Annotated in this window: 25 protein-coding genes; 16 read left to right on the top strand and 9 right to left on the bottom strand. The window is 43.0% G+C overall.

Translation table 11 applies throughout. The features are described 5' to 3' along the window. Positions 1-8 precede the first annotated feature (8 nt). The 7 genes from MIC7126_RS0123240 to MIC7126_RS0123215 all read left to right on the top strand — a co-directional run bounded on the left by MIC7126_RS0123240 (position 9) and on the right by MIC7126_RS0123215 (position 5,072). Positions 9-197, top strand: coding sequence for a DUF4089 domain-containing protein (locus tag MIC7126_RS0123240; RefSeq protein ID WP_026100477.1), 189 nt, complete (start codon positions 9-11; stop codon positions 195-197). Then, positions 194-1,561: an AtzE family amidohydrolase gene (locus MIC7126_RS0123235; protein ID WP_017655528.1), complete on the top strand. Its 1,368-nt coding sequence runs from the start codon at positions 194-196 to the stop codon at positions 1,559-1,561. Before MIC7126_RS0123240 ends, MIC7126_RS0123235 begins: the two co-directional genes overlap by 4 nt. A 52-nt stretch (positions 1,562-1,613) precedes the next feature. After that, positions 1,614-1,817: a hypothetical protein gene (locus tag MIC7126_RS0123230; protein WP_017655527.1), complete on the top strand. Its 204-nt coding sequence runs from the start codon at positions 1,614-1,616 to the stop codon at positions 1,815-1,817. Between the two features lie 18 nt (positions 1,818-1,835). After that, on the top strand, positions 1,836-2,084 hold the full coding sequence (locus MIC7126_RS30760) for a hypothetical protein (protein ID WP_154655960.1): 249 nt from the start codon (positions 1,836-1,838) through the stop codon (positions 2,082-2,084). After that, positions 2,045-2,287, top strand: coding sequence for a hypothetical protein (locus MIC7126_RS30755; protein WP_154655959.1), 243 nt, complete (start codon positions 2,045-2,047; stop codon positions 2,285-2,287). The genes MIC7126_RS30760 and MIC7126_RS30755 overlap by 40 nt, the downstream gene beginning before the upstream one ends. 5 nt (positions 2,288-2,292) lie before the next feature. Continuing rightward, positions 2,293-3,258, top strand: a complete 966-nt coding sequence (locus MIC7126_RS0123220) for a YegS/Rv2252/BmrU family lipid kinase (RefSeq protein WP_017655525.1) — start codon at positions 2,293-2,295, stop codon at positions 3,256-3,258. A 251-nt stretch (positions 3,259-3,509) separates the two neighbouring features. After that, positions 3,510-5,072: a metallophosphoesterase gene (locus MIC7126_RS0123215; RefSeq protein WP_017655524.1), complete on the top strand. Its 1,563-nt coding sequence runs from the start codon at positions 3,510-3,512 to the stop codon at positions 5,070-5,072. A gap of 55 nt (positions 5,073-5,127) precedes the next feature. Here the strand turns inward: MIC7126_RS0123215 and MIC7126_RS0123210 are convergent, their stop codons facing one another. The 4 genes from MIC7126_RS0123210 to MIC7126_RS0123195 form a co-directional block, all read right to left on the bottom strand. Then, entirely contained in the window at positions 5,128-5,535 is a 408-nt protein-coding gene (locus MIC7126_RS0123210) for a hypothetical protein (RefSeq protein ID WP_017655523.1), read from the bottom strand. Positions 5,536-5,778: 243 nt separating this feature from the next. After that, positions 5,779-6,237, bottom strand: a complete 459-nt coding sequence (locus MIC7126_RS0123205) for a CAAD domain-containing protein (RefSeq protein ID WP_017655522.1) — start codon at positions 6,235-6,237, stop codon at positions 5,779-5,781. Between the two features lie 22 nt (positions 6,238-6,259). Continuing rightward, positions 6,260-6,721, bottom strand: coding sequence for a BON domain-containing protein (locus MIC7126_RS0123200; RefSeq protein ID WP_017655521.1), 462 nt, complete (start codon positions 6,719-6,721; stop codon positions 6,260-6,262). Between the two features lie 157 nt (positions 6,722-6,878). Then, entirely contained in the window at positions 6,879-8,480 is a 1,602-nt protein-coding gene (locus MIC7126_RS0123195; RefSeq protein WP_017655520.1) for a general stress protein, read from the bottom strand. A 577-nt stretch (positions 8,481-9,057) separates the two neighbouring features. On the opposite strand from MIC7126_RS0123195, the gene MIC7126_RS30750 reads away from it, so the two are divergent. Then, positions 9,058-9,216, top strand: coding sequence for a hypothetical protein (locus MIC7126_RS30750; RefSeq protein ID WP_154655958.1), 159 nt, complete (start codon positions 9,058-9,060; stop codon positions 9,214-9,216). Between the two features lie 88 nt (positions 9,217-9,304). Next, a complete protein-coding gene (locus tag MIC7126_RS0123190) occupies positions 9,305-10,075 on the top strand; it encodes a pentapeptide repeat-containing protein (protein ID WP_017655519.1) in 771 nt (256 codons plus the stop codon). Between the two features lie 25 nt (positions 10,076-10,100). Here the strand turns inward: MIC7126_RS0123190 and MIC7126_RS0123185 are convergent, their stop codons facing one another. Continuing rightward, a complete protein-coding gene (locus tag MIC7126_RS0123185) occupies positions 10,101-10,661 on the bottom strand; it encodes a pyridoxamine 5'-phosphate oxidase family protein (RefSeq protein WP_017655518.1) in 561 nt (186 codons plus the stop codon). 356 nt (positions 10,662-11,017) lie between these two features. On the opposite strand from MIC7126_RS0123185, the gene MIC7126_RS0123180 reads away from it, so the two are divergent. The 4 genes from MIC7126_RS0123180 (at position 11,018) to MIC7126_RS0123160 (ending at position 15,470) form a co-directional block, all read left to right on the top strand. Then, the gene (locus tag MIC7126_RS0123180) at positions 11,018-11,950 is read left to right on the top strand and encodes a 1-aminocyclopropane-1-carboxylate deaminase/D-cysteine desulfhydrase (RefSeq protein ID WP_017655517.1); all 933 of its coding nucleotides are present in this window, start codon (positions 11,018-11,020) and stop codon (positions 11,948-11,950) included. 38 nt (positions 11,951-11,988) lie between these two features. After that, positions 11,989-12,321: a hypothetical protein gene (locus MIC7126_RS0123175; RefSeq protein WP_017655516.1), complete on the top strand. Its 333-nt coding sequence runs from the start codon at positions 11,989-11,991 to the stop codon at positions 12,319-12,321. A gap of 228 nt (positions 12,322-12,549) precedes the next feature. Further along, a complete protein-coding gene (locus MIC7126_RS0123170; RefSeq protein WP_017655515.1) occupies positions 12,550-13,737 on the top strand; it encodes a DUF4336 domain-containing protein in 1,188 nt (395 codons plus the stop codon). A 377-nt stretch (positions 13,738-14,114) separates the two neighbouring features. Next, positions 14,115-15,470, top strand: a complete 1,356-nt coding sequence (locus MIC7126_RS0123160) for a cytochrome P450 (RefSeq protein WP_017655513.1) — start codon at positions 14,115-14,117, stop codon at positions 15,468-15,470. A 91-nt stretch (positions 15,471-15,561) separates the two neighbouring features. On the opposite strand, the gene MIC7126_RS0123155 is transcribed toward MIC7126_RS0123160, so the two are convergent. From MIC7126_RS0123155 to MIC7126_RS0123140, 4 genes are all read right to left on the bottom strand, one after another. Then, positions 15,562-15,822: a hypothetical protein gene (locus MIC7126_RS0123155; RefSeq protein ID WP_026100476.1), complete on the bottom strand. Its 261-nt coding sequence runs from the start codon at positions 15,820-15,822 to the stop codon at positions 15,562-15,564. Positions 15,823-15,975: 153 nt separating this feature from the next. Next, positions 15,976-16,620, bottom strand: a complete 645-nt coding sequence (locus MIC7126_RS0123150) for a DUF928 domain-containing protein (RefSeq protein ID WP_017655511.1) — start codon at positions 16,618-16,620, stop codon at positions 15,976-15,978. Between the two features lie 238 nt (positions 16,621-16,858). After that, a complete protein-coding gene (locus tag MIC7126_RS0123145; protein WP_026100474.1) occupies positions 16,859-18,751 on the bottom strand; it encodes a sensor histidine kinase in 1,893 nt (630 codons plus the stop codon). An 89-nt stretch (positions 18,752-18,840) separates the two neighbouring features. Then, a complete protein-coding gene (locus MIC7126_RS0123140; RefSeq protein ID WP_017655509.1) occupies positions 18,841-19,551 on the bottom strand; it encodes a response regulator in 711 nt (236 codons plus the stop codon). Between the two features lie 486 nt (positions 19,552-20,037). Between MIC7126_RS0123140 and MIC7126_RS0123135 the strand changes: the two genes are divergently transcribed. The 3 genes from MIC7126_RS0123135 to MIC7126_RS0123125 all read left to right on the top strand — a co-directional run bounded on the left by MIC7126_RS0123135 (position 20,038) and on the right by MIC7126_RS0123125 (position 23,445). Beyond that, positions 20,038-21,237: an ABC exporter membrane fusion protein gene (locus MIC7126_RS0123135; protein ID WP_017655508.1), complete on the top strand. Its 1,200-nt coding sequence runs from the start codon at positions 20,038-20,040 to the stop codon at positions 21,235-21,237. After that, positions 21,234-22,409: an ABC transporter permease DevC gene (gene devC, locus MIC7126_RS0123130; RefSeq protein ID WP_017655507.1), complete on the top strand. Its 1,176-nt coding sequence runs from the start codon at positions 21,234-21,236 to the stop codon at positions 22,407-22,409. The genes MIC7126_RS0123135 and devC overlap by 4 nt, the downstream gene beginning before the upstream one ends. A gap of 76 nt (positions 22,410-22,485) precedes the next feature. Continuing rightward, a complete protein-coding gene (locus MIC7126_RS0123125) occupies positions 22,486-23,445 on the top strand; it encodes an AEC family transporter (RefSeq protein ID WP_017655506.1) in 960 nt (319 codons plus the stop codon). Positions 23,446-23,545 lie beyond the last annotated feature (100 nt).

Below are 23,545 nucleotides of genomic sequence, written 5' to 3'. Positions count from 1 at the left end.
TAAAAATGATGGAGAATGAGCAGTTTGATGTGACTGAGTATGTGGAGCAAATGGCGTTGTTGCTGGATTTGCAGCTACGGGATGAGTATCGAGATGGGGTGGTGGCAAATTTTGAGAGAATAAGAGCGATCGCTCACATGATCAATTCTTTTCCTTTGCCTGAAGATGTGGAAGTTGCACCTGTGTTTACACCATGAATGATGCTGTATCAATCGCGGCGGCTGTTAGGGAAGGTAGAGTTAGCGCCGTGGAAGTTACTCAGGCAGCGTTGACAGCAATTGCGGAGGGCGATGATGCGTTGAATTGTTTCACGGCTGTGATTGCAGACATGGCTTTAGCTGACGCAGCTCAAATTGATTGCCAAATCGCCGCTGGTGATGATCCGGGTGTCTTAGCTGGTGTCCCTTTCGCTGTGAAAAATCTCTTTGATGTAGCGGGTTTAACAACTCTCGCGGGGTCGAAAATTAATGCCGAAAATCCCCCAGCTACTGAAGATGCTACAGCGATCGCCAAGCTGAAACAAGCGGGAGCAGTGCTAATTGGCACTTTAAATATGGATGAATATGCTTATGGTTTTGTCACCGAAAACTTTCATTATGGAGCAACTCACAACCCCCATGACACCAAACGTATAGCTGGAGGTTCATCTGGTGGTTCCGCAGCGGCGGTGGCGGCTGGGTTTGTCCCGTTGACGCTCGGTTCTGATACCAATGGTTCAATTCGAGTACCAGCGGCGTTGTGCGGTGTTTTCGGCTTGAAACCAACTTATGGGCGGTTGTCTCGTGCTGGGGTGGCTTTATTTTCCACGAGTTTTGACCACATCGGCCCTTTTGCTCGTTCGGTGAGGGATATCGCCACGGTGTTTGATGTGCTGCAGGGTGAAGATGCACAAGATCCAGTCTGCACAAACCGCCCTCCAGAACTGTGTTTACCACAATTAAATCAAGATATTTCTGGTATCAAAATTGCTATTGCTGATGATTATTTTCTCCAAGGTGCCACACCAGCAGCCTTAGCAGCCGTTACACAGGTCGCCCGCGCTTTGCAGGTCACTGAATATGTGACGATACCAGAAGCTAGTCGGGCTAAAGCAGCCGCTTTTGTGATTACAGCCAGCGAGGGAGCAAATCTGCATTTAGAGAATTTGAAATTGCGTCCCCAGGATTTTGATCCGGCGACACGCGATCGCTTTTTGGCAGGAGCATTAATACCGAATAGCTGGTATCTGCAAGCACAAAAGTTTCGGAGATGGTATAGCGATCGCATCCGTGAAATCTTTCAAAATGTAGATATAATTATCGCCCCCACCACACCCATCGTTGCCCCTTTCATCGGTCAACAAACCATGATTTTAGACGAACAAGAAATTCTCGTCCGTCCTCACTTAGGCTCGTTTACGCAACCATTATCTTTCATCGGCTTACCTGTTTTATCGGTGCCTGTTCATTTAGCAAATTCCCTGCCTTTGGGTGTACAGTTAATAGCCGCGCCCTACAACGAAGCACTCATCTTGAGAGTTGCAGCTGTACTGGAATCTCAAGGTGATGGGGTGATGGGGTGATGGGGTGATGGGGTGATGGGGGGATGGGGGGATGGGGTGATGGGGTGATGGGGTGTGGTTATTAAAGTTTGAGCCTTTGAACCTCAAGCGTCAGCCTTTGAACCTCAAGCGCCAGCCTTTGAACCTCAAGCGCCAGGCTTTGAACCTCAAGCGTCAGGCTTTGAACCTCAAGCGTCAGCCTTTGAACCTCAAGCGTCAGCCTTTGAACCTTGAACTCGAATCGTCAGCCTTTGAACCTCGAATCGTCAGCCTTTGAACCTCGAATCGTCAGCCTTTGAACCTCAAGCGTCAGCCTTTGAACCTCAAGCGTCAGCCTCTGAACCTCAAGCGTCAGCCTTTGAACCTCAAGCGTCAGCCTTGGAACCTCAAGCGTCAGCCTTTGAACCTCAAGCGTCAGCCTTTGAACCTCAAGCGTCAGCCTTTGAACCTCAAGCGTCAGCCTTTGAACCTCAAGCGTCAGCCTTTGAACCTCAAGCGTCAGCCTTGGAACCTCAAGCGCCAGCCTTTGAGCCTGACGCTTTAATCCCCACACTCCCCACACCTCCCACACCTCCCCACCTCCCCACCTCCCCACCTCCCCACCTCCCCACCTCCCCACCTCCCCACCTCCCCACCTCCCCACCTCCCACACCTCCCCGTGCAACAAACCCACCAATAGAGAGAAGCTTAAATTTAACGGGGATGCTAGGAATAGTTTGGTATTTTATTGATTACAACTTAATTTAACTACTATGAAGCGTTCCGCTTGCCTGATCTTCAATCCGGTGGCTGGTCAAGGCGACCCAGAACAAGCACTGTCACAAATTAGGGCATTATTAGAGCCAGAAATTGACTTAGATATTTACCTGACAACAGCGGAAGTCGGTGCTGATCAGTTGGCTTTGGCGGCGGTTGAACGGGGGGTAGATGCAATTATTGCTTCGGGAGGAGATGGGACTTTATCCGCTGCAGCTACCGCCGTTGTGGGAGCTAATATTCCTTTGGGTATCATTTCTCGCGGTACAGCTAACGCTTTTGCAAATGCTTTGAGAATTCCCGACACCATAGAGGCTGCTTGTCAAACAATTTTACAGGGAGCTACTCGTGATGTAGATGTAGCTTATTGTAATGATTTACCAATGGTGCTACTGGCTGGTATTGGTTTTGAGGCGGAAACTGTAGAACTAGCAGACCGGGAAGCTAAGAATCGTTTCGGGATGATGGCGTATATCTTGGCAGGAATTCAGCAATTGCGGAATTTACAGAGTTTTGATGTGGAAATTGAAACTGACGACAAGATTATTAAAACTAGTGCGGCGGCGGTGACAGTAGCTAACGCAGCCCCTGCAACCTCTGTATTAGCTCAAGGGCCAGCAGGTATCATTTATGATGATGGCTTGCTCGACTTAACGATTGTAGCGCCAACTACTAAAGCCGGAGCGATCGCTGCTACATACCACCTCTTCCAAACAGCTTCATCAGGAAACGCCGCAGAAAGAGACGACATCGGCTATCTGCGAGCCAAGCAATTTACAATCAAAACTGACCCACCGCAAAAAGTTGTGATCGACGGTGAGATAGTCGGGACAACGCCGATTGCAGTTAAGTGTGTACCAGCAGGTTTAAAGATTTTTGTCCCGACAGTTGAAGAAGAAGAACCGACAGAAAAACTAGACGGACTTCCTAATTTAACCATCGAACTCAAAGACGCGACATGAGAGTGATGGGGAGTGTGGGAGGTGGGGTGATGGGGAGGTGTGGGAGGTGTGGGAGGTGTGGGGAGTGATAATAGATCGTAAATGATTAGTCGCTTTATAGGCGCGGTAATTTCACCCTTCATACTTCATACTTCACCCTTCATACTTCATACTTCATACTTCACCCTTCAGACTTCAGACTTCAGACTTCAGACTTCAGACTTCAGACTTCAGACTTCATCCTTCAGACTTCATCCTTCAGGTAAATTGTCTTGAAACTAGTTTCTGATTCAGCGATCGCTAATAAAATTCGCAAGATGAATCAACGGGTGCGCTGGCAAGATCCGTTGATTCAAGAGATGGGGATTGATCAAACTCGATTAGTGCTGGAAGATAATCAAGGGGATAATAATGAGTTCTCGTTTTTAGTTATAGGTGACAGTGGCTCTGGTAAACATTTAGGTCACAATCCCCAGCGGCAAGTAGCACAGATGATGTTGCCTCATCACGATCAATGTCGCTTCATGCTGCACACGGGTGATGTCATCTATTTAGTCGGTTCGAGCGAGTTCTACCAACAGAATTTCATCCAGCCTTATAAAGAGTTTCTGGTGGGTGGAGACGCTCCTCATCAAATCGCTTATGACCGGATGGTCTTCAATTTGCCCATTCTACCAGTGCCGGGAAACCATGATTACTACGACTTGCCGATTTTGTTAAGTTTGCTGTCCTTCTCCACTTTACCCATTCGGTATCTGTTGCAAAAGCGCCTAGATTTAGATGTGGGTTTACATGGTTCTCGCACTGGTGACGCTTACGCAAGGGCGTTTCTAGATTATCTCAAAGCATTTGAGCTTCCAGGAGAGCTAGAGAATCATCTAGACAAACACTACACCGCCAAAACCGACACCGGACGCTGTTTAGCTTACCAACCAGGACGCTTTACCCGCTTACCAAATCGCTACTACACTTTTCGCTATGGTGGTATAGATTTCTTTGCCCTGGATTCTAATACATTTAATGATCCGTTACCTCTACCTGCAACACAAGCAGGTGACGCTGATCGACGGCTTTTAGAACAACGTCGTCAACAGATGGAACAAGAGAAATCCAGAATTATGGAAGCATCAGCCAAGCTGAATCCTAAAAATCCCGATGAAGCTGAACAATTAGACGATTTGCAAGCAAAATTGTCTCAAACTGAAGAAATAATTGTCGATATCGACAAACAACTCAATTCTGACCAAAAAACTCAAACCGATACCGAACAATTAAACTGGTTAAAGCAAAAACTAATAGAATCCTGGAATAACGCCCAGGTCAGGGGAAGGGTGATTTATTTCCACCATCCCCCTTACGTGACTGAGGCGACAAAATGGCAGCAGTCACAAACTTTAGCAATTCGCAACCGTCTCCGTAATGTTTTTGATGCAGTGGCGAATACATTAGGTTCCTTAACTCAAGGACGTCCCCTAGTGGATTTAGTATTAAATGGTCATGCTCATTGCTTAGAATATCTGCAAACAGAGAACACAGGACACGCAGACTCGCATATCAATTGGATTGTTTGCGGTGGTAGCGGTTTTAGTCTGCGACGTCAGCGACTTGAAGGGCCTGATTTGCGAGAAATTATTCAACAAGAGACAAAGACAGTGGCGCGATCGCATTTGTATCTTGGTCGCAACGGTCAAGGTGAACTAAAACGACGCCCTTATTCAGGTTTACGCATCGATGTTCAAGGTGAAGATCAGCCCAAATTCATTATCCGCCCTTTAGTTGCTGAATGGTATCAGCGACAATGGCAACATTATGAATTTGAGCCGTTTACGATTTAGTGAAAATAAAGAAAGGGCGAAGGCAGAACTAATTTCTGGAGATGTCTATTATTATTTAAACGACACCTGTACCTTTACCTCTTTGGTCGCCCTTATCTGTTAACCGACCTTCTTGATTTTCGTTAACTTCTTCGAGTTCTTCTAGGCGTTCTGCAGTGTCTTCAGCAATTTCTGCTCTCGCGTCTCCAGGTACTTCGTAGTACATTTCTGGTTCAACTGCGTAGTTATTGATTAAGCCTTCTTTGTCTACTGTATAGCCGTCTGTGGTGCGGATGCTTTCGCTATCAGTTTGATCATCAGTTAAGGCGCTGGCTTCTTTTTCTTCTGTGGGGAGTGTTTTAAAATTTTCTCCTTCTCTTTCCTTGCGGGCTGCAGTTTCTGCTGGTACGATACCGCGATCGTAGGTATCTACTTCTGCTCTTTGAGATGAATCTACCGCTTTATTAACTTTTTTACTAGTCATCAATTATGTCCTCTTTAAAGATGATGTTGAATAAGTTCGAGAACTAGATTATGTGTTTGCAAGGAAAAAAAATACTATCTAAAGAAGTGAAGTTATTGCAGGAATAAATAATTTTGTCTATCTAGAGATGTATAGTTCATCCTCACGAATCCTCCAAGTTATCGAAACGGTAAATTTTAAGTTTCCCCATTAGATAATAATAGAGACGTAAAATTTTACGTCTCTATTTGAGGTCAGAACTCATTACTGGTTTAAAGGTTCTGTAGCTTTTTCGCCAACCATTTGTTGTTTAATACCCTTGATTTCTGCTGCTAATTCTTGGCGAGTCGAGGTTTTGATTAGATAACGGTAAACAAACCAAGTTACGTAACCAATTCCAATCAACTCAAAGCTTAGTGATAACAAGGGAATGCCATGAATGGCATCAAGTAATGCGAATATTACTTTAACTGTGACAATTGCTGACAGAATTAAACCCAGAGTGATGAGAGCTTGTTTGTACTGCTGAAAAAACCTACCTACGTAATCGGGTAATTGCTCTAAAAATTCGCTAGTTTTTCTACCCCAACGCTCCCATTGAGTTTCTGGCTCGCTGGCTGGTGGTAGCATTGGTAGGTTTTCATTACCGGCACTAGGTAGAGCTAGCGCACCTTCCATGGTGTTATTGTTGACTAATTCGTCTTGATATTGTTCAGTTTCCATCTTGGATTTATAGTTGGTAACTTTAACTATTCGGTGGCGCAACCTTAGCGTTAACCACTACGCTTTTTACGCCTTTGATTTCTTTGGCTAAAGGCTCGATTTTAGACAATTGCTGTTGATTATTCACTGTTCCGCCAACGGTGACAGTACCATTATCTTCAGCATTTACTGTTAGTTGACCATTGGGGATATTCGCTTCTAATTTAGAGCGAACTTCGCTTTCTAGGTCAGCTTTAGCTCTATTTGCGTCGCCACCTGTTACATTATTTCTCTCTTCACGAGCGCGAATATCTTGATTGAGTTGTCGGCGTCGCAGTTCACTCTGCGCGTCTTCTTGAGCTGCTTGTGTTGCTTCCGCGCTTGGTACTTGTGCGGCTTCGTTGGGGTTAGCGGGTGCAGATTCACTGGTCTTAGAAGCAACGTCACAAGCTGCGGCGCCAAATACTAACAAACTACTAATTAAGAATGGAGTCAGCTTTTTCATAGATTTGATTGTGGAAATAAACACGCGAATGTTGGTTAGTGGGGTGTGGGAGGAGCAAAAGATACAAGTCCTGGAGAGGGGAGAAGGGATTAGACCCTAACTTTCAGCTATAGAGAGCCTCCACGAAAAGGTCTGACACTTGTGTAAGTGTGATTACTTAGAGTCGCTCGTCTCGACGGTCGATAATCACTACTGTAGGATCATCTCGGTGGATATCTGCAACTGGGGTTTGGTGAACGTCACGACGATCGCTCTGGGGGATATCGGTAGCGTCATAAACACCAAACTCTTGGATTCCTCGGCGCTTGAGGATAGTTTCAGCCTGGTGAATTTCGTCTGTTGTCCCGTCAACAACGAGCAGATAGTCGCCTCTTTGGAAGCGATCGCTATAAACTCGTGCTCTGTCTTCTGGGATACCTAAACCAATCAGTCCACCGCCAATACCACCAGCTGCTGCGCCAATTGCGCCCCCTGCTAAGGTTGTGGCTAAAGCTGTCGCTACTGCTCCACCTGCAATTACAGGGCCGATTCCGGGAATAGCTAAAGCGCCTAACCCAACTAATAAGCCACCTAGTCCACCGATAGCACCACCTGTCGCAGCTCCGGCTTTTGCTCCTTCGTCAGCTTTATTTCCTGTGCCTAAGTTTCTGTCTACCCCAGTCAAGCGATCGCTGTTTGTACCATCGGTATTTTTAGCAATGATTGAGACTTGGTTGAGCGGAAAACCCGCATCCCGTAGTTCTGTTAATGCTGCTTCTGCGTCGCGGCGATGGGAAAAGACACCGATTGCGCGTTTAGCTGTATGTGAAGATGAGGTATTATAATTGCCTGGCTCGTGAATTTGCCATTGTTGGATGCTATGGCGATTAATCACTGAGGCCGCCTGTTGAATTTCTGTGTCTGTACCTTCAACTACGACTACGTAATCTCCCTGCTTGATTCGTTCGTTATAGAACTCAGCGCGGTCGTCTTCTAGCCCTAGTCTTTGATACTCAAGGCGATCGCTAGTGTTGACACCTACGAAAGTTTCCCCTTCCAAAGGCTTTTTGTGAAGCAAGGAAATCTGACTCAAGGGAAAACCTGCATATCGCAAATCGGTGATAGCTGCTTCTGCATCTTGGCGATGAGAAAAATACCCAATAGCATGTCTGGTACCTGCACCTCGATGCTCCGCAACATGATGATGAGCAACATTAGTCGTGGGATATTTGCCGTTAGGCTGGTCATAAACACCAAACTCTTCAATCCCACCCCGACGCAGAATTGCTTCTGCTTGCGCTATTTCTGCGTCAGTACCATCGACGATTACCAAATAGTCGCCGCGCTCTACTCGTTCATTGTAAACTTTGGCTCGCTCTTCAGGAATTCCCAAACCAATCAATGCACCGAGCAAACTACCAGCCACTGCGCCAATTCCCGCACCTGCTAGAGTTGTGACTAAGGTTGTGGCTGTGGCGCCAGCGAGCATGATAGGCCCAATTCCCGGAATTGCTAGAGTTCCCAAACCAACTAATAAACCAGTTAAACCACCTACAGCCGTACCAGAGATGGCGCCGACTTTTGCACCCTCGTCAGCTTTATCGCCAACTGTCTCTTGGACTGGAGTACCAGCAATATCATCTTTGCGGTCTGCATCCCGTGCAATAACAGATACTCTGTCCATGGGAAAGCCGGAATGTTTCAATTCATGTAGGGCTTGTTCCGCATTCCGACGGTGAGAAAATACGCCTACAGCACGCCTATGCACACCTACAACCATTTCTTCCTCCTCTTAATAGGGATAACTACTCATAGCACTTCTGATTTTCCTGGGGTACGTCTCGTTGCGATTAAAGATGAGAGTGTGTACCTCATGTAATTGGGAACTGCTATGTTTGTCTGTTGGGTTAACTAGTTCTATTTATACTTTTTTGGATTAAGATTACATCAATCCCTTGGGATAATTTTTTTCTCTATCATTGGTTATAGACAAAGGCTTGACGGTTATATTTCTATCAGTAAAAAGCAAATATTCTTGATAAATTTGCCAATAAATTTTTGTTTGTTGTCTAAAATATTGATAACTAGGAATCCGATTTGATTACTAAAACTATTTGCGTAGTCAGGGAACAGGGAACGAGGAAGAGGAAGAAAAGGGGGTATCTGAAAACCCTCATTTTCTATTACCCATTTAGACAAACACGTTCAAATCATGATTTGTGAGTCCGATCACAATTAATTTTGATAGCAATCACTGTAACTACCTTCGGTTATCACTGGGTTGAAAGTCAAAAGGAATAATACTTAAGTATAAGTAAGGTTCGGCGATCGCTTTACAGGTATGGAGTGTATTGATTATGCGGGAAAAACTCTTACTAGCAGCCACCCTAACGGTTGCTCTGAAGTTATTTGCAGGAGTAAATTGGTCTTTTTCCAGCCAAACTAACAGAGCAGTCAAATGGCAAAATGACAGAGTAGTTACTGTTACTCAACTTAATAGATACGTCAGTGAGTAATATTGGCTACTAAAGATGACGATTGGCACAAATCCCTCCTATCATAAGCTGAAGTATCAATGTATCTCAGCTAACCCTGGTAGGGAATATGAACAGTCAAATTTTAGCCATAACCGTATTTTTAACCACAATTAGCCTGAGTACAAGCGTACAAGCCGCTAATTCTGAACATGTGAGACGTTTATTAGCCACCAAAGAATGTCAAAATTGTGATTTGACAGGCGCAGGTTTAGTATTAGCCGATTTATCAGGAGCCAATTTAAGCGGAGCCAATCTCGCAGGTGCAAACTTAAGCCGTGCAAACTTAAGCGCCGCAGACTTAAGAGGAGCAAATTTAAGCGGTGCTGGGTTATTTGGCGTCAATTTGAGTAGTGCTAAACTCAGTGGTGCAAATTTAGCTGGTGCAGATTTGCGAAATAGTTATTTGATGAATGCAGAATTAAATGGGGTAAATCTTAATAGTACAAGCCTGCAAGGTGCAATTGGTATTCCGTCACAAATCGCCACACCTGAAGAATTTTACGCTTGGGGTGTAGCCGAAGCCCAAAAAGGAAATCAACAACAAGCCATCGATTATTTTCGTCAAGCGATCGCTATGAAACCCGACTACGCAGGTGCTTATCTAGCTCGTGGTGTCGCTCGCTACCAAATATTAGATAGACAAGGTGCTTTTCAAGACGCCCAGATGGCAGAAAAAATGTTTATATCCCAAAATAATAATTCAGGAATATTAACAGCCCAAGCTTTTCTCAAAGAACTGCAAACACCCCAAGACGGTAAAGTTAGTACCGGAAAACCCAGCTTTTTTGACTTCGTTGGTAGTCTTGGTTCAGTGTTACTGCAATTTTTCCCCTTTTGACCACACGAAACAAAAACACCATTCCCTATCTTTCCTCTTCCCGATTCAACGGTGTAACTAAACCATCAATACTGACCATGTTTTTTTGCTCATGATATTTTTTCAATCCTTTTTTTCCTTTTCCATGCGCCCATTTCACTAAAGTTTCTCGTTGACCTTGATATTCATATAGTGGTACACCAAAACCACAAGAAGTTTGCACGCGATCAATATCAGCTATGATAATTTGGCGCGCTCCCGGAATTTCCGGAAACAAGGGATACAGAGCCTCCCAATCGGGTGAACTGGGTATAATCACATATCCTCGACCATAGAGTCGCAAAATACCTGCAGGTTCTTGAAAAGCGCAAAACATAAAAGTAATTCGCCCGTTTTCTAATAGATGGGCTGAAGTTTCGTTCCCACTACCTGTCAGATCCAAATAACCCACACGATGGGGGGACAGGACACGAAAACCGCCTAGTCCTTTAGGAGAAAGATTAACATGACCTGTTGGACTCAGGGGAGCAGAAGCCACAAAAAAAAGATTTTGAGCAGCAATAAATTTTTGTAATTCTTCAGTGATATAATCAAAAATTTTAGCCATAGATTCTCAAATTTATGCTGGGAACTTACCTATTTTTCAGCTTATTTCTGATGTGGTAATTTAGCAAGTTTTCAATAGACTTATACCAATTCGCCAAAAGGGGATAACAGATAAATTGGTAGGGGCGAACGGCCGTACCCTGCGGGAAGGCGGAGCCTACGCCCTTACAGGTTATTGATGTGTTGCCAACATTTAGAGAATTGGTATTATTGCAGAAGTTGGAAAATCTTAACAGGGAGTAAAAGTGTACTGAGTTTTTTCTTTAAAACAAATATGATTTATATGGCTGACAATAAATGTAGAAATATTGCATGGTAAGGTCTTTAGTGAGTTTCTCAACTCCTGTGTAATTTTTTATGAAATATGAAAGTAAGATACAAACAATTAAAAGTATTATTGCTCAAAATGTCGGTGTAGAATTGTCAGTGCTACGCCTTGATTGTATGCATCCGTGGGTTAACGGTAATAAGTGGTTTAAGTTGAAATATAACCTCATGGAAGCTAGAGACAAAAATTTTACAACTGTGCTTACCTTTGGCGGTGCTTATTCTAACCACATATATGCAACTGCGGCCGCTGGAAATCTTTTGGGTTTCCACACTATCGGCGTTATTCGTGGGGAAGAAACACTACCTCTGAATCCTACCCTGAGTTTCGCCACCCAACAAGGTATGCAGCTATTTTACATTGACCGCGAAACTTACCGTCACAGAAATGCGATCGCTCTGCAAAAAGACTTACAGCAACGTTTTGGTGAGGTGTTTTTCATCCCCGAAGGTGGTAGCAACCTCAATGGTGTCCGTGGCTGCACAGAGATACTTCCGAAACACTCTGCATTTGATACTATATGTTTAGCTTGCGGTACTGGTACTACCTTGGCAGGAATTGCCCTTTCCTTGCATCCAAAACAGCGAGTAATTGGTTTTCCTGTACTCAAAAACGGAGATTTTCTCGCCTTAGAAATTGAGCAGTTATTGACAAATTACCTCGCTTCTGGTTTACCTGTACCGTCTAATTTTTCCCCATCCTGGAAACTGATCTGCGATTATCATTTCGGTGGTTACGCTAAAGTCAACAATCAACTATTAACCTTCAGCCAGCAATTCACTCAAGACCACGGCGTACCCCTTGATTATGTCTACACCGCCAAAATGTTTTATGGAGTTATGGACTTGCTGCAGCAGGAATTTTTTTCTATAGGCGATCGCTTATTATTAATACACACTGGTGGCTTGCAGGGAAATCAAGGATTAGAGACTCATAAAAGTTGCTCTCACAACCATTCCTAATTCCCCGTACCATATTTTCAATTCTCCATTCCCACACCATGATTTTCAATCAAATAAAAACTACGCTTTTTCCAGTTATCAAAGTTATCTCCACAGTTCTAATTATCAGTGCGATTACATGGGAACTAGGAAACATTTACGCCACCTCGGTTAATTATCAAATTCCCGATAGTCTCAATCCCATTTTTTGGATAGGACGTTTTGCTTTAACATCTCATTTCTTAGAAGGAATAATCGCTGCTGTATACGCAATTCAAAAAAATAAAAAGCCCATATCTTACGGTATTTATACTTTTTTTATTGGCACAATAGGTTTAATAGAATTATTTCTAGAAAAAGATGAAAACTTAGCTAATGTAGAAATTAAATGACTAACAACATATATATTCAGCATAAAAATTGCCCAAAAGCACGACAATAGACCTACCCTAAAAATAGGGAACAGGGAAAGAGATATTTTTATTGTTCCTTGTGAGCGCGGCTCATGAAGTCTCTTACAAAAGTCCAATTTTTTGCGTTCTTCTTCGCGCCTTTGCGCCTTTGCGCGAACCTTTCAACAATATTGTCAGTAACACCAAAATATTTATGCAAGAGGTCTAATGAACTCACAAAACATAAATCCAAAAGACTGGTCATGGCCATTTTGGCCCGTTGTACCACTTTACCCCTATGGCAAACGGCGGACACTCAGCTTTGAAGTAGTTAAAGACACGATTTGGATATTTGAGCAACTCCAAGGCATTCTGCATACTATAGTGCCGATTCGCATGACGATTATTAAACTCGAAGCAGGTGGGCTTTTAATTTATGCACCTGTAGCACCGACACCCGAATGTGTGCGCCTAATTAACGAGCTAGTCTCTGAGCATGGAGCAGTCAAGTATATTATCTTACCAACCAGTTCTGGACTAGAACACAAAGTTTTTGTCGGCCCCTTTGCGAGACGCTTTCCCCAAGCAGAAGTATTTGTCGCTCCCCATCAATGGAGTTTCCCGTTTAACTTACCTCTAAGTTGGTTGGGGTTCCCGCAAAAACGCACCCAGGTACTCCCAACAGACGATCGCCAAGCGCCTTTCGCTCACGAGTTTGACTATGCCATACTCGACATTAACCTCGGTAAAGGATCATTCGTAGAAGTCGCATTTTTTCATAAACGATCGCGCACTCTCCTTGTCACTGACTCTGTGCTCTCCATCCCCGAAGCACCACCGGCGATCGCCCAATTAGACCCATACCCCTTATTATTCCACGCCAGGGACAATGCTCTCCAAGCGATCGCCGACACTCCCGCCAATCGTCGCCAAGGATGGCAAAAAATAGCATTATTTGCTGTTTATTTTCGTCCTAGTGCTGTAGAGTTAACTCGACTAGGGCAGATGTTTCGTGATGCACTCCAAGCGCCAGAGCGATCGCCTAGAGCATATTTTGGTTTATTTCCCTTTCGTTGGCAAGCAAACTGGCAGCGATCGTTCGATCACCTAAGAGGAAATGGGCGTCCTTTTGTCGCACCAATTTTACAAACTCTGATTTTTCCCCAAGCACCGCAACAAGTACTCGACTGGGCTGACAAAGTAGCAAATTGGGATTTTCAGCAAATTATTTCTTGTCACTTTGATTCTCCTTTCTTTGCTCTCCCCCAGCAATTCCGGAATGCATTCGCTTTCCTAGAAAATAACAGCAATTACCAATCTCTACCAGAAGCAGACCATAAATTTATCAAAGAACTAGAAGCAAATCTAGTTAAACGCGGTATCGCTACACCAGCTTTTGTAATTCGTAATTCATAATTCTAATTAACAATATTTTATTTGTTTTTGTATCTAAATAAAACATTGTATAATACACTAAGAAACATCAAAATATAACTACTAAAAATAGCAACAGTTACAGTCACAAATACAGGTATATTGTAAGTTTTAACCAAATCTTTGATTAAAATAACTGCTCCCATAGTGAAGATTACACTACTGACAAATGCTACTATATTTTTGCTCAAAATCTTTGATTCTTCCTTGGTAATTTAGATTATATTTACTAATAGCTGATTGCTTGGAGAAAATACTGTAAATCTAGTTACTTATATTTTTATACATAGAAGTGAAAAAATCAAAAAACTTCAGTACGATAAATAGTAGTTAAATAAAATTTTGTCAACTAAATAATTATGGTTTCATTATCCAAAACTCAACCTTCTCATAATTATCCTCCCAGCCCCAAGGGACACCCATTCCTGGGACTGCTTCCAGAATACAGCCGCGACCCGTTAGGTTTCACAACCAAGTGTGCCAAAGAATACGGCGATGTCGTCTTTTGGAAACTCCCCCTCTCTCCAGCATATCAACTCAACCACCCAGACTACATTGAAGAAGTGCTAGTGACTAAAAACAGTCAATTTATCAAACATCAAAGTTTACAAATTCTGGGGAGAATGTTAGGTAACGGGTTAGTAACAAGTGAAGGGAGTTTTTGGCAACATCAACGACGATTAATGCAACCAGCATTTCATCGAGAGCGGATTTTTTCCTATGGAGAAGTGATGGTGGATTATACCAAACGCCTACTTCCTACCTGGAGTCGTGGTGAAATTCGGGATATTCACGAAGACATGATGGGACTGACCTTAGAAATTGTCGCTAAAACCTTATTTGGAGCCGACGTAGCCACAGAAGTAGAAAATATCGGTAAAGCGATGCAAGTCAGCATAGAATATTTTGAGTCCAGAAACACTAACTTCTTGTTATATTTATTACCAGATTGGGTACCCGCTCCCCATAACCTGCGGTTTCAAAAAGCAATGCAACAAATGGATCAGCTCATTTATGGCATTATCCAACAGCGAAAACAAAGCAATGAAGACGCAGGCGATTTGCTCTCAATGCTACTGCAAGTTAGAGATGAAAACGGCGTAGGGATGAGTGACCGACAACTGCGGGATGAAGTAATGACGCTGTTTCTCGCGGGACATGAAACCACCGCTCTGACACTATCTTGGACTTGGTACTTGCTATCACAACATCCAGAAGTAGAACATAAACTGCAAGCAGAATTAGAAACAGTGTTAGGTGGACGGACACCAGCGATCGCAGACTTACCCCAATTAACTTACACTGAGAAAGTGATCATGGAAGTGATGCGATTATACCCACCCGTTTGGGCAATGGCTCGTAAAGTTTTGCATGAATGCGAAATAGCTGGCTATCCCTTAAAAGCTGGAGATGGTGTGTTTATGAGTCAGTGGGTGATGCACCGCGACCCTCGTTATTTTGATGAACCTGAAGTATTTAACCCCGATCGCTGGAGTGAAGATTTAGCGAAAAAGTTACCAACGTTTGCGTATTTTCCCTTCGGTGGAGGTTCGAGAATTTGCATTGGTAAATCCTTCGCCAACATGGAAGCCGTCTTATTGTTAGCAACCATTGCCCAACAATTTCGATTGACATTGATACCAGACCAACAAATCGTACCCTGGCCCGCTTTTACCTTGCGTCCCAAATATGGAATAAAAATGATGGTCAATTGAAGGATAAAGGATGAAAAGCTTAATTTTTTTTACGTTTCATTCTAGCCTGCGGCTCACCGCTGTGCGTCTACATCCTTTAGACTTGTCCATATCAAGCATGGAGGTTGGCTTGTTCTTGCAGCCAGGGGTCTACAGGCTGTCCATCTTTGCGGCGTAACTCAATTTCTACAACAATTACCTCCTTAGAACCAGGAGGAGCAGGCTTTTGATGAAAAAGAATATCATAATCTAGGGGATTATGATTACGTTCCTTCAACCATTCCTGTACCTTAGTCGTAGCAAAGAACGATTGCCCCTGCGTAAACATACGAGTAATCTGCATTTGTAAAGTATAAGGATTGATCCGACTCATTTTCACCATCTTGGTAAAATAACTCTTAAATCCTAGCGAAAATCCCTCAAAAAATGTGGATTCGTGAAATAAACGCCTCGATTGTCTGTAAAAATAGTTTTATGTTGTCCCGCAAATTTTGTCGAGACGTAAAATTTTACGTCTCAACATTAATTAGCGATCGCTCCCAATTGTCTGAAGACGTTTGATGCGTTTTTGAATATTTCTTTGATCAGCGTCGTTACCAATCAGCAGTTCTAATTGTGCTAAATCTTTGACTAAATTTGCTCCATTTTGACCCAGTTTTCCAGGATTGCTGGATTTCAATGCTTCTTCCAATGCTTCATACCACAATCCATTTTCAGCGTAATAATTAACGCTTTCAGGGATGCTAGAAAACTGTTGTTTAGCATGTGCTCCCGGATCGATGACAATAAATTCTGCGCGGTTAACTTCTATGTCGGTTTCACAATCAAGGGCGATTTGCCATAAATAGGTTTTACCTACTTTCAATTCTGGATAATCTAGAGGAAGTTTTAGTTTGTTAATCCCCGCTGTTGCGGATATTTCTTTAACATCACCAATGATTTTGAGATCTTTGTCTGAATAAAATTCAAAGATTCGGAATCGCACATTTTGGGGACTCGACATGTGCCAAGCTAATGTGGGACGTGTAGAAGCAGTTTTACTGACAAATGTCTGTGGTGCTAGCTGGGTAGCTTGGCTGGAACACCGACGAGAACCACCTGCGCGAGTGTGTGGAGTTGCGGGAGTGCGATCGCGTGGTTTAAACTCAGCTAATACAGGAAATGCAGTCATCAGAAAAACCACGCCTACAACGGAACTTGTAAGTCTGCGGTAATTTCGCTCAAATACAAAATGTTGATGACTCATGGTAGATTTTGTTGTTTCTAAGGTGATCTAAAATTGCTAAAAAGCTGACGCTCTTACCTTTTTTTTGGGGACACACTGTGAATTAAAATTGTGGCTTCACCAAGCAAGAATCATCCTCATTCATCAGTCAAATGACCAATAATAAATAGCAAATGATACTAGATCAAAACCACAATTCTTGCTTAGGTTTCCAACTTAGTTCACATATAGTTCCCCGAGGAACAAGCGCTTCGCGGCGAAACTCTCCTTTTAATTGTTTAGCTAGGCTTTTAGAATGCTTTGTGCCTTTATTTTCTACATTGGAAGTAATTCCCAAACCATTATCTTTGACACACAACTTATATATATTTGCACCATAAATTCCAGACGCCTCGACACGTTTAGCACCGTGGGCATGTTTGCCAACATTACACAAAGCTTCTTCTAAAAATAGACAAATGCCGCGTTTGTCTTCCTTACTTAAGTATTTATCATGAATCGGTTCAAAATTGCGAGTTTTGACACGAATAGTTTTAAAATTTTCAAAATCCTTACGTTCTAAAGTACTAGAATATACTTCATATAATAAATCGTGTAGTGGTCGGTTTAATTCTAGAATTAATCCACTGCCTATACGTAAACTTTCTTCTGTGCTTAATGCGTCTCGTCTGAGAAAATCACCAACTTCTCTAATTTCTAGATCCAGCTTTTCAAATTGTTTCAACAATTGCTCATAAGCTATATCTTGAGCACGCATATGTTTTAAACCATAAGCGAGGGTTTGCAAAGGGCCATTATGAATAACATCAAAAGCGTATTTAATGGTGTTTTGTCGTTCTTGAATTTGCGATCGCAGAAATTTATCATGTTGGTAAAATGCAAAAGCACTCAAACCCACCCCATTCGCTGCTAACACCAACAAACTCGGTGCGACGGGAATCCATACACCCCACACCCACAACAGCAGATACCCGCAGCCAAACAGACACACTCCTGCTACACCGACACCCAGTAAATTTTGCCAGACAGATTGAGTCAGTCTTCCAATCACAATCGGGAGAAAACCCCATACAAATATCCATATATCCTCAGCGATATTTGACCAACTGTGCAGCATTGGGCGATTATCTTCCACATGACTGAGAATTTGACTGACCACATGGGCGTGATAATCGATACCATAAATTTGTCCACTTAATTTTAAATTTGGCAACGCAGATGTATAAAAAATATCACTTGCACTCATAATGCGATTGCCAAGTAAAATAATGCGATCGCGTAATAATTTTGGGTCAACATTGTTATTCATCACGTCCCGCATTTTCACAACTCGAAAAGCTTGAGCGGTGTTGCGAAAGTTAATTAAAATTGACAATCCCTTATCATTAATTCCCGTATATGCGCCGAAAGTACTATTAATTCTGGGGAATTCTCTCCCTCGAATCATAATAGTATTGCCGTCGTTTGTTCCTGTTTCTAATTCAATTTTTTTAGCTTGCAGATACTGCATCACTAACCGCAAAGCCAAAGAATATTTATCTTCATTAATATTTTGAGGATTTGACGTAAACAATAAATAGCGGCGATTTTTACTATCCTCATCATTAATTATATCAACAAATCCTACCCGTTCCTTTGGTAAACTTTGAGGTGGGGGAACTGGTTCAGGTCGGAACAATTTTTCAATCCCAATAATATGAGAATTGTTTTGCAATACCTGAGCTAGTTGTGCACCACCCGGTTCTACAGGCACATTTTTAAAAATATCCAAGCCAATAGCCAACGGTTGATAAGTTTCCAATTTGGTGAGCAATTCAGCAATCTTTTGATCTGGGACCGGATATTGCTTCGCCAATGCAATATCTTCTTCATCAATCCCCACAATTACCACACGTTCATCAACTGATTCTATTGGGCGCAGACGCAACATTGTATCTAGCAGCATCCATTCCCAAGATTGCATTCCCCCAACTAAACGGATGAACACCACCAACAAAAGTATCATTATTCCCGGAGGCGCAGCCACCGACCACAACCGAAGTTCTTTGCGAATGCGATTCCAGATTCTCCTGCTCATCTGTTTTCAAAATAGGAAATGGGGAACACTATTCAATTCAAAATGCAATTCATCAAAATTCAATTCAACATGCAAAATGCAAACCTAAATTAATCAATTAAACCTTCTTCACGGGCGCGATTTTCAGTGCGAATCCGCATGTTTTGACCACCTTGTTTACAGTCTTCAGGATACACACCCAAAACATCTTGAATCTTCGTCCAATAATTACGCACTGCTCGTTCTGACTTATACATTTTTTCGGCGATCGCCCAATCTGTCAAACTCTCCTCAAAAGCTAACCGCAACACATCCAACCATTCGGGTTTGAGTTCAATCCCCGTTTTGATATCCTTAGTATGAGTCGCACCATTCAGCGCCAAACTCACCCGCATCAACATTTCATTTTCCGCTAAAGTTTTGTCTGCGATCGCAAACCCACCTTGGTGATTATCAATCTCGTGCTTAATCCGAATTAACGCCTTTAAATTGCTAGTTTGCACCATAAAATTCTGATGGGGATATTCCTTGAGCAAAGTTTGCAACAGCTTAATTCCCTTATCAGTTTCCGCTTTATCCCCAAGCTCAGTAGGAATCGATAAATCAAATACAATCAAATCAAACTGGTGACGTTGGACTTGTCCCAGTGTCTCCTTCACCGTTCGCGCCGCAACAATACAAGCTTCTGGATAAGTTCTACTTAAGACATCGATAGTACCAGTCAAAATTAATTGATGGTCATCCACAACCAGGATACCCAGCTTGCTTTCCACTTGTAAATGTCCATAAACTCTATAATCTTGCCAACCCATCAATACCATATTTTCACCTACACTTATATAAACTAAAAGTTTCTTTAAGTTTTCTGCCCTCTAAATTTTCATCTCCTGTGGGCACCTGTTTAAACCGTCAACTTATTTTAATTGACCAGTCATTGGATACCTATGCAGAAAACTGCACATTTTAGATTTGGGCTAGGGGCTGGGGGCTAGGGGGATTGCATCCCCACCTTTCCAAGCAAAGATTTGTGAAATCAGTATAAGCAACAACAAATAATTAACAACAAATAACCAATAACTAAAAAGCCATATGTTTGTTGGCACTGTTACAATTCGATATTCTGCCAAAGTTTAAGATAACTGCGTCTGGCAATTAAATCAAAATTCAATATTACTATTTTGATGCACCACTATTACAAAAAGGCTGAAGTATGAAATATGAAATGACCAAATTTGCACAGTAAGCTTTTGAGCGTTTTGTCATGGGTGGTTTATTTGCACCGTGGCATACTAGTAATGAGGGAATCTATGGTGCAAAACTCAAAAATAGGGTACAAATTGTTCCCTAAATCTCTTCTGCGTCCGTCCATTGGTATAGGAATAATTACATTTTTATTAGTTGGTGGCATCAGCTTGCAAATAATTAAACGGTTTCCGGATGCAGTTAATCAACAGCCACAAATATCAACAAAAAAATTACCAACAATTAAAACAGTTACAGCTTTAGGAAGACTAGAACCAAAGGGGAAAGTAATTAAACTTTCTGCCACAATGTCTACAGAAAATAATCGAGTAGAGCAACTGTTAGTTAAAGAAGGAGAGCAAATAAAAAAAGGGCAAGTAATCGCTATTTTAGACAATCGCGATCGCCTGAAAGCAGCTTTTCAAGAAGCCCAAGCACAGGTGAAAGTCGCCCAAACAAATTTAGCGAAGATCCAAGCCGGCGCCAAAAAAAGTCAAATTACAGCCCAAATAGCGGTCATAGCACGCCTGAAAGCAGAAAGCCAAAGTGATATCGCCGCTCAAATAGCCGCAATAGCCAAATTACAAGCCCAAGTCCAGAACGCCACCACAGAAAACAAACGCTATCAGCAACTGTATCAAGCCGGAGCAATTTCCGCTTCCCAACAAGACAACCAACGCCTCATCCTAGAAACCGCCCTCCACAGTCTCCAAGAAGCCAAAGCCAAATTGCAGCGCCTACACTCAGCCAGCCAACAACAACTCACAGAAGCCACAGCCAACCTAGAACAAATCACCGAAATTCGCCCAGTCGATGTCGCCCAAGCCCAAGCCGAAATCGAGCGCACACAAGCAGCATTGAATCTCGCAAAAACAAATTTACAACAAGCCGAAGTGCGATCGCCCCAAGACGGACAAATATTAGAAATTCACACCCGTCCTGGAGAAATCATCGCCAGCGACGGTATCGTCAGCATCGGTCAAACCAGCCAAATGCAAGTCATCGCCGAAGTTTACGAAAGCGATATCAGCAAAGTACATCCAGGACAAAAAGTCCGCATCCTCAACGACTTCTTACCAAACCCATTACAAGGAACAGTCAATCAACTAGGCTTACAAGTGCGGCGGCAAAATGTCATCAACACCGACCCCTCCAGTAATATTGACAGCCGAGTCATAGAAGTGCAAGTGCAGCTAGATACCGCTTCTAGTCAGCAAACCGCCAAATTAACCAACATGCAAGTCAAAGTGGTAATTCAACTGTGATTGGACTCATCCAACAACTGCAGCGCCGCACACCTCTGGGATGGTTACAACTCAATCGTGAAAAAAACCGTCTATTAGTAGCATTGTCAGGTATAGCTTTTGCTGATGTTCTCATGTTCATGCAATTTGGCTTTCAAAGCGCCTTGTATGACAGCAACACCAGACTACATCGCAGTTTACTTGCAGACATAGTTTTAATCGGCGCTCAAACCCGTAACCTACAAAGAATATCAACATTTTCCCGGCGACGACTTTACCAAGCAATGGATGTCCCCGGCGTCAAGTCCGCAGAAGCGATGTATGTCAGCAACATGATCTGGAAAAATCCCCAAACACGCCGCGAAACAGAAATTCTCGTGATTGGCGTCAATCCAGACAAACCTACCTTTGACATTCCCGAAGTTAACCAACAATTATCAGCAATAAAGCTACCATACACCGTACTCTTTGATCGCGGCGCTAGAGGCGAATATCAACAAACCATCACCAAAATTGCTCAAGGTCAAACCGTCACCACCGAAATCGAAAAGCAAACAATTACTATTCAAGGTTTATTCAAAATCGGCGCATCCTTTGGCGCTGACGGTACCCTCATCACCAGCGATGAAAACTTTCTGCGGCTATTTAATCGACAACAAGCTTATAATGTCAGCCTTGGTTTAATTCAGTTACAACCAAATATAGATCAACAGCAAGCGATCGCCACATTAAAAGCCCATCTTAGCGACGATGTGAAAGTCCTCACCCGTCAAGAATTTATTGAATTTGAGAACGACTTTTGGCGAAGAAATTCTCCCATCGGCTTTATTTTTAACCTAGGCGTATCCATGGGATTCTCCGTAGGAGTAATTCTGGTGTATCAAGTCCTCTCCACAGACGTGAATACCCACGCCAAAGAATACGCCACATTTAAAGCCATGGGTTATGGCAATTTCTACCTGTTAGGCGTGGTATTTGAACAAGCAGTAATTTTAGCCATGCTAGGCTTCATCCCTGGGATGACAGTATCCCTAGGGTTATACTACCTGACCTGCAATGCGACAAATTTACCAATGTACATGACCGCCGTTCGCGCATTCCAAGTGCTGATTTTAACCATAATTATGTGTGGAATTTCCGGAGCGATCGCCACCCGCAAACTTCAATCCGCCGACCCCGCCGACATGTTTTAAACTAACCCCTAATCCCTCTCTTCAATCAGGATCAGGTGATGGGATGATGACAAATGACAACTGACAACTGACACCCATGATTGAAAACCTAATTCATGCCTACACCCCCTTAATCACCTGGATAGGCTTAGGATTTTTAATATCTCGTTTCATCCCAGATAGTTCACTCAAGCTGCTAGGTCAAACACTTTATTGGGTCGGAGTGCCGTTGCAACTGCTGGTTTTAGCCCGCCACACCAACTTATCTCACGGTGAATTCATCCCTGGAATTGCGGTAGGAGTTTTACTCCTGAGTCTGGTTTTAGCAGTGCTAATTTGGTGGGTGTGGCAATGGTGGATCAGCACAAAACAAGAACCAGAACCAAGCGAAAAATTTAGCCCCCCAGGGCGGTCAAGTTTGGGTAGCTTTATTCTGGCAACAATTTTAGGTAACACAGGCTTTGTTGGCTTGACATTAACACAAGCACTGACCACACCAGAAAATAACGACTGGGCAGTACTATTCAGCGTCACCAACAATGTTGTCGGCACCTATGGCATTGCTGTTTTAATCGCTAGCTATTTTGGTGACAGAGAAACTAAAAATCATTGGTGGACACAATTATGGGATCTGCTCACAGTCCCCAGCTTATGGACATTCGTCATCGGCTTGAATACTCAGTTTGTCAAATTACCAGAAGCAGTTGAATTCGGACTAGACCAAGCCGTTTGGGTAGTAATTGCCTGTGCCTTATTGCTGGTTGGCTTGCGACTAGGGAAAATGAGTGGTTGGCAAAGTCTAAAAACGGCAGCAATTGCCAGCATCTTGAAAGTCCTGATCATACCTGCTTTAGTGGGACTAGGTGTCACCAATTTCGGTGTCACTGGTGGCGAACGTTTAGTACTAGTCTTGATGTCTGGAACACCCACAGGACTTTCAGTCTTAATCTTGGCAGAAGTTTATGAACTAGACCGAAATTTGTTAGCCAGTAGTATCGCTCTCACCTTTGTCGGCTTGTTTCTCGCACTCCCCCTGTGGCTCGCTTGGTTTAGCTAATATCACCCAAATACAATAGCCAACCAGGCCCCAAAAAACTATCTCCCAAATTTGGGAAACACTCTACTCGATGAGTTAGTCTGTGTTTCATCAGAAGTTA

Origin of the sequence: Fortiea contorta PCC 7126 (genome assembly GCF_000332295.1) — a bacterium.
Lineage (GTDB): Bacteria > Cyanobacteriota > Cyanobacteriia > Cyanobacteriales > Nostocaceae > Fortiea > Fortiea contorta.
This window is presented reverse-complemented; position numbering and strand designations above follow the sequence as displayed.

Bases quoted from the DNA above. Each gene is read 5' to 3' on its own strand.
- MIC7126_RS0123235 (WP_017655528.1), top strand. From the start codon at position 194: ATGAATGATGCTGTATCAATCGCGGCGGCTGTTAGGGAAGGTAGAGTT.
- MIC7126_RS0123210 (WP_017655523.1), bottom strand. From the start codon at position 5,535: ATGACTAGTAAAAAAGTTAATAAAGCGGTAGATTCATCTCAAAGAGCA.
- MIC7126_RS0123145 (WP_026100474.1), bottom strand. From the start codon at position 18,751: ATGAGCAGGAGAATCTGGAATCGCATTCGCAAAGAACTTCGGTTGTGG.
- MIC7126_RS0123200 (WP_017655521.1), bottom strand. From the start codon at position 6,721: ATGAAAAAGCTGACTCCATTCTTAATTAGTAGTTTGTTAGTATTTGGC.
- MIC7126_RS0123140 (WP_017655509.1), bottom strand. From the start codon at position 19,551: ATGGTATTGATGGGTTGGCAAGATTATAGAGTTTATGGACATTTACAA.
- MIC7126_RS0123150 (WP_017655511.1), bottom strand. From the start codon at position 16,620: ATGACTGCATTTCCTGTATTAGCTGAGTTTAAACCACGCGATCGCACT.
- MIC7126_RS0123190 (WP_017655519.1), top strand. From the start codon at position 9,305: ATGAACAGTCAAATTTTAGCCATAACCGTATTTTTAACCACAATTAGC.
- MIC7126_RS0123160 (WP_017655513.1), top strand. From the start codon at position 14,115: ATGGTTTCATTATCCAAAACTCAACCTTCTCATAATTATCCTCCCAGC.
- MIC7126_RS0123195 (WP_017655520.1), bottom strand. From the start codon at position 8,480: ATGGTTGTAGGTGTGCATAGGCGTGCTGTAGGCGTATTTTCTCACCGT.
- MIC7126_RS0123180 (WP_017655517.1), top strand. From the start codon at position 11,018: ATGAAATATGAAAGTAAGATACAAACAATTAAAAGTATTATTGCTCAA.
- MIC7126_RS0123205 (WP_017655522.1), bottom strand. From the start codon at position 6,237: ATGGAAACTGAACAATATCAAGACGAATTAGTCAACAATAACACCATG.
- MIC7126_RS0123185 (WP_017655518.1), bottom strand. From the start codon at position 10,661: ATGGCTAAAATTTTTGATTATATCACTGAAGAATTACAAAAATTTATT.
- MIC7126_RS0123155 (WP_026100476.1), bottom strand. From the start codon at position 15,822: ATGAGTCGGATCAATCCTTATACTTTACAAATGCAGATTACTCGTATG.
- MIC7126_RS30750 (WP_154655958.1), top strand. From the start codon at position 9,058: ATGCGGGAAAAACTCTTACTAGCAGCCACCCTAACGGTTGCTCTGAAG.
- MIC7126_RS0123240 (WP_026100477.1), top strand. From the start codon at position 9: ATGGAGAATGAGCAGTTTGATGTGACTGAGTATGTGGAGCAAATGGCG.
- MIC7126_RS0123175 (WP_017655516.1), top strand. From the start codon at position 11,989: ATGATTTTCAATCAAATAAAAACTACGCTTTTTCCAGTTATCAAAGTT.
- MIC7126_RS0123170 (WP_017655515.1), top strand. From the start codon at position 12,550: ATGAACTCACAAAACATAAATCCAAAAGACTGGTCATGGCCATTTTGG.
- MIC7126_RS0123220 (WP_017655525.1), top strand. From the start codon at position 2,293: ATGAAGCGTTCCGCTTGCCTGATCTTCAATCCGGTGGCTGGTCAAGGC.
- MIC7126_RS0123125 (WP_017655506.1), top strand. From the start codon at position 22,486: ATGATTGAAAACCTAATTCATGCCTACACCCCCTTAATCACCTGGATA.
- MIC7126_RS0123135 (WP_017655508.1), top strand. From the start codon at position 20,038: ATGGTGCAAAACTCAAAAATAGGGTACAAATTGTTCCCTAAATCTCTT.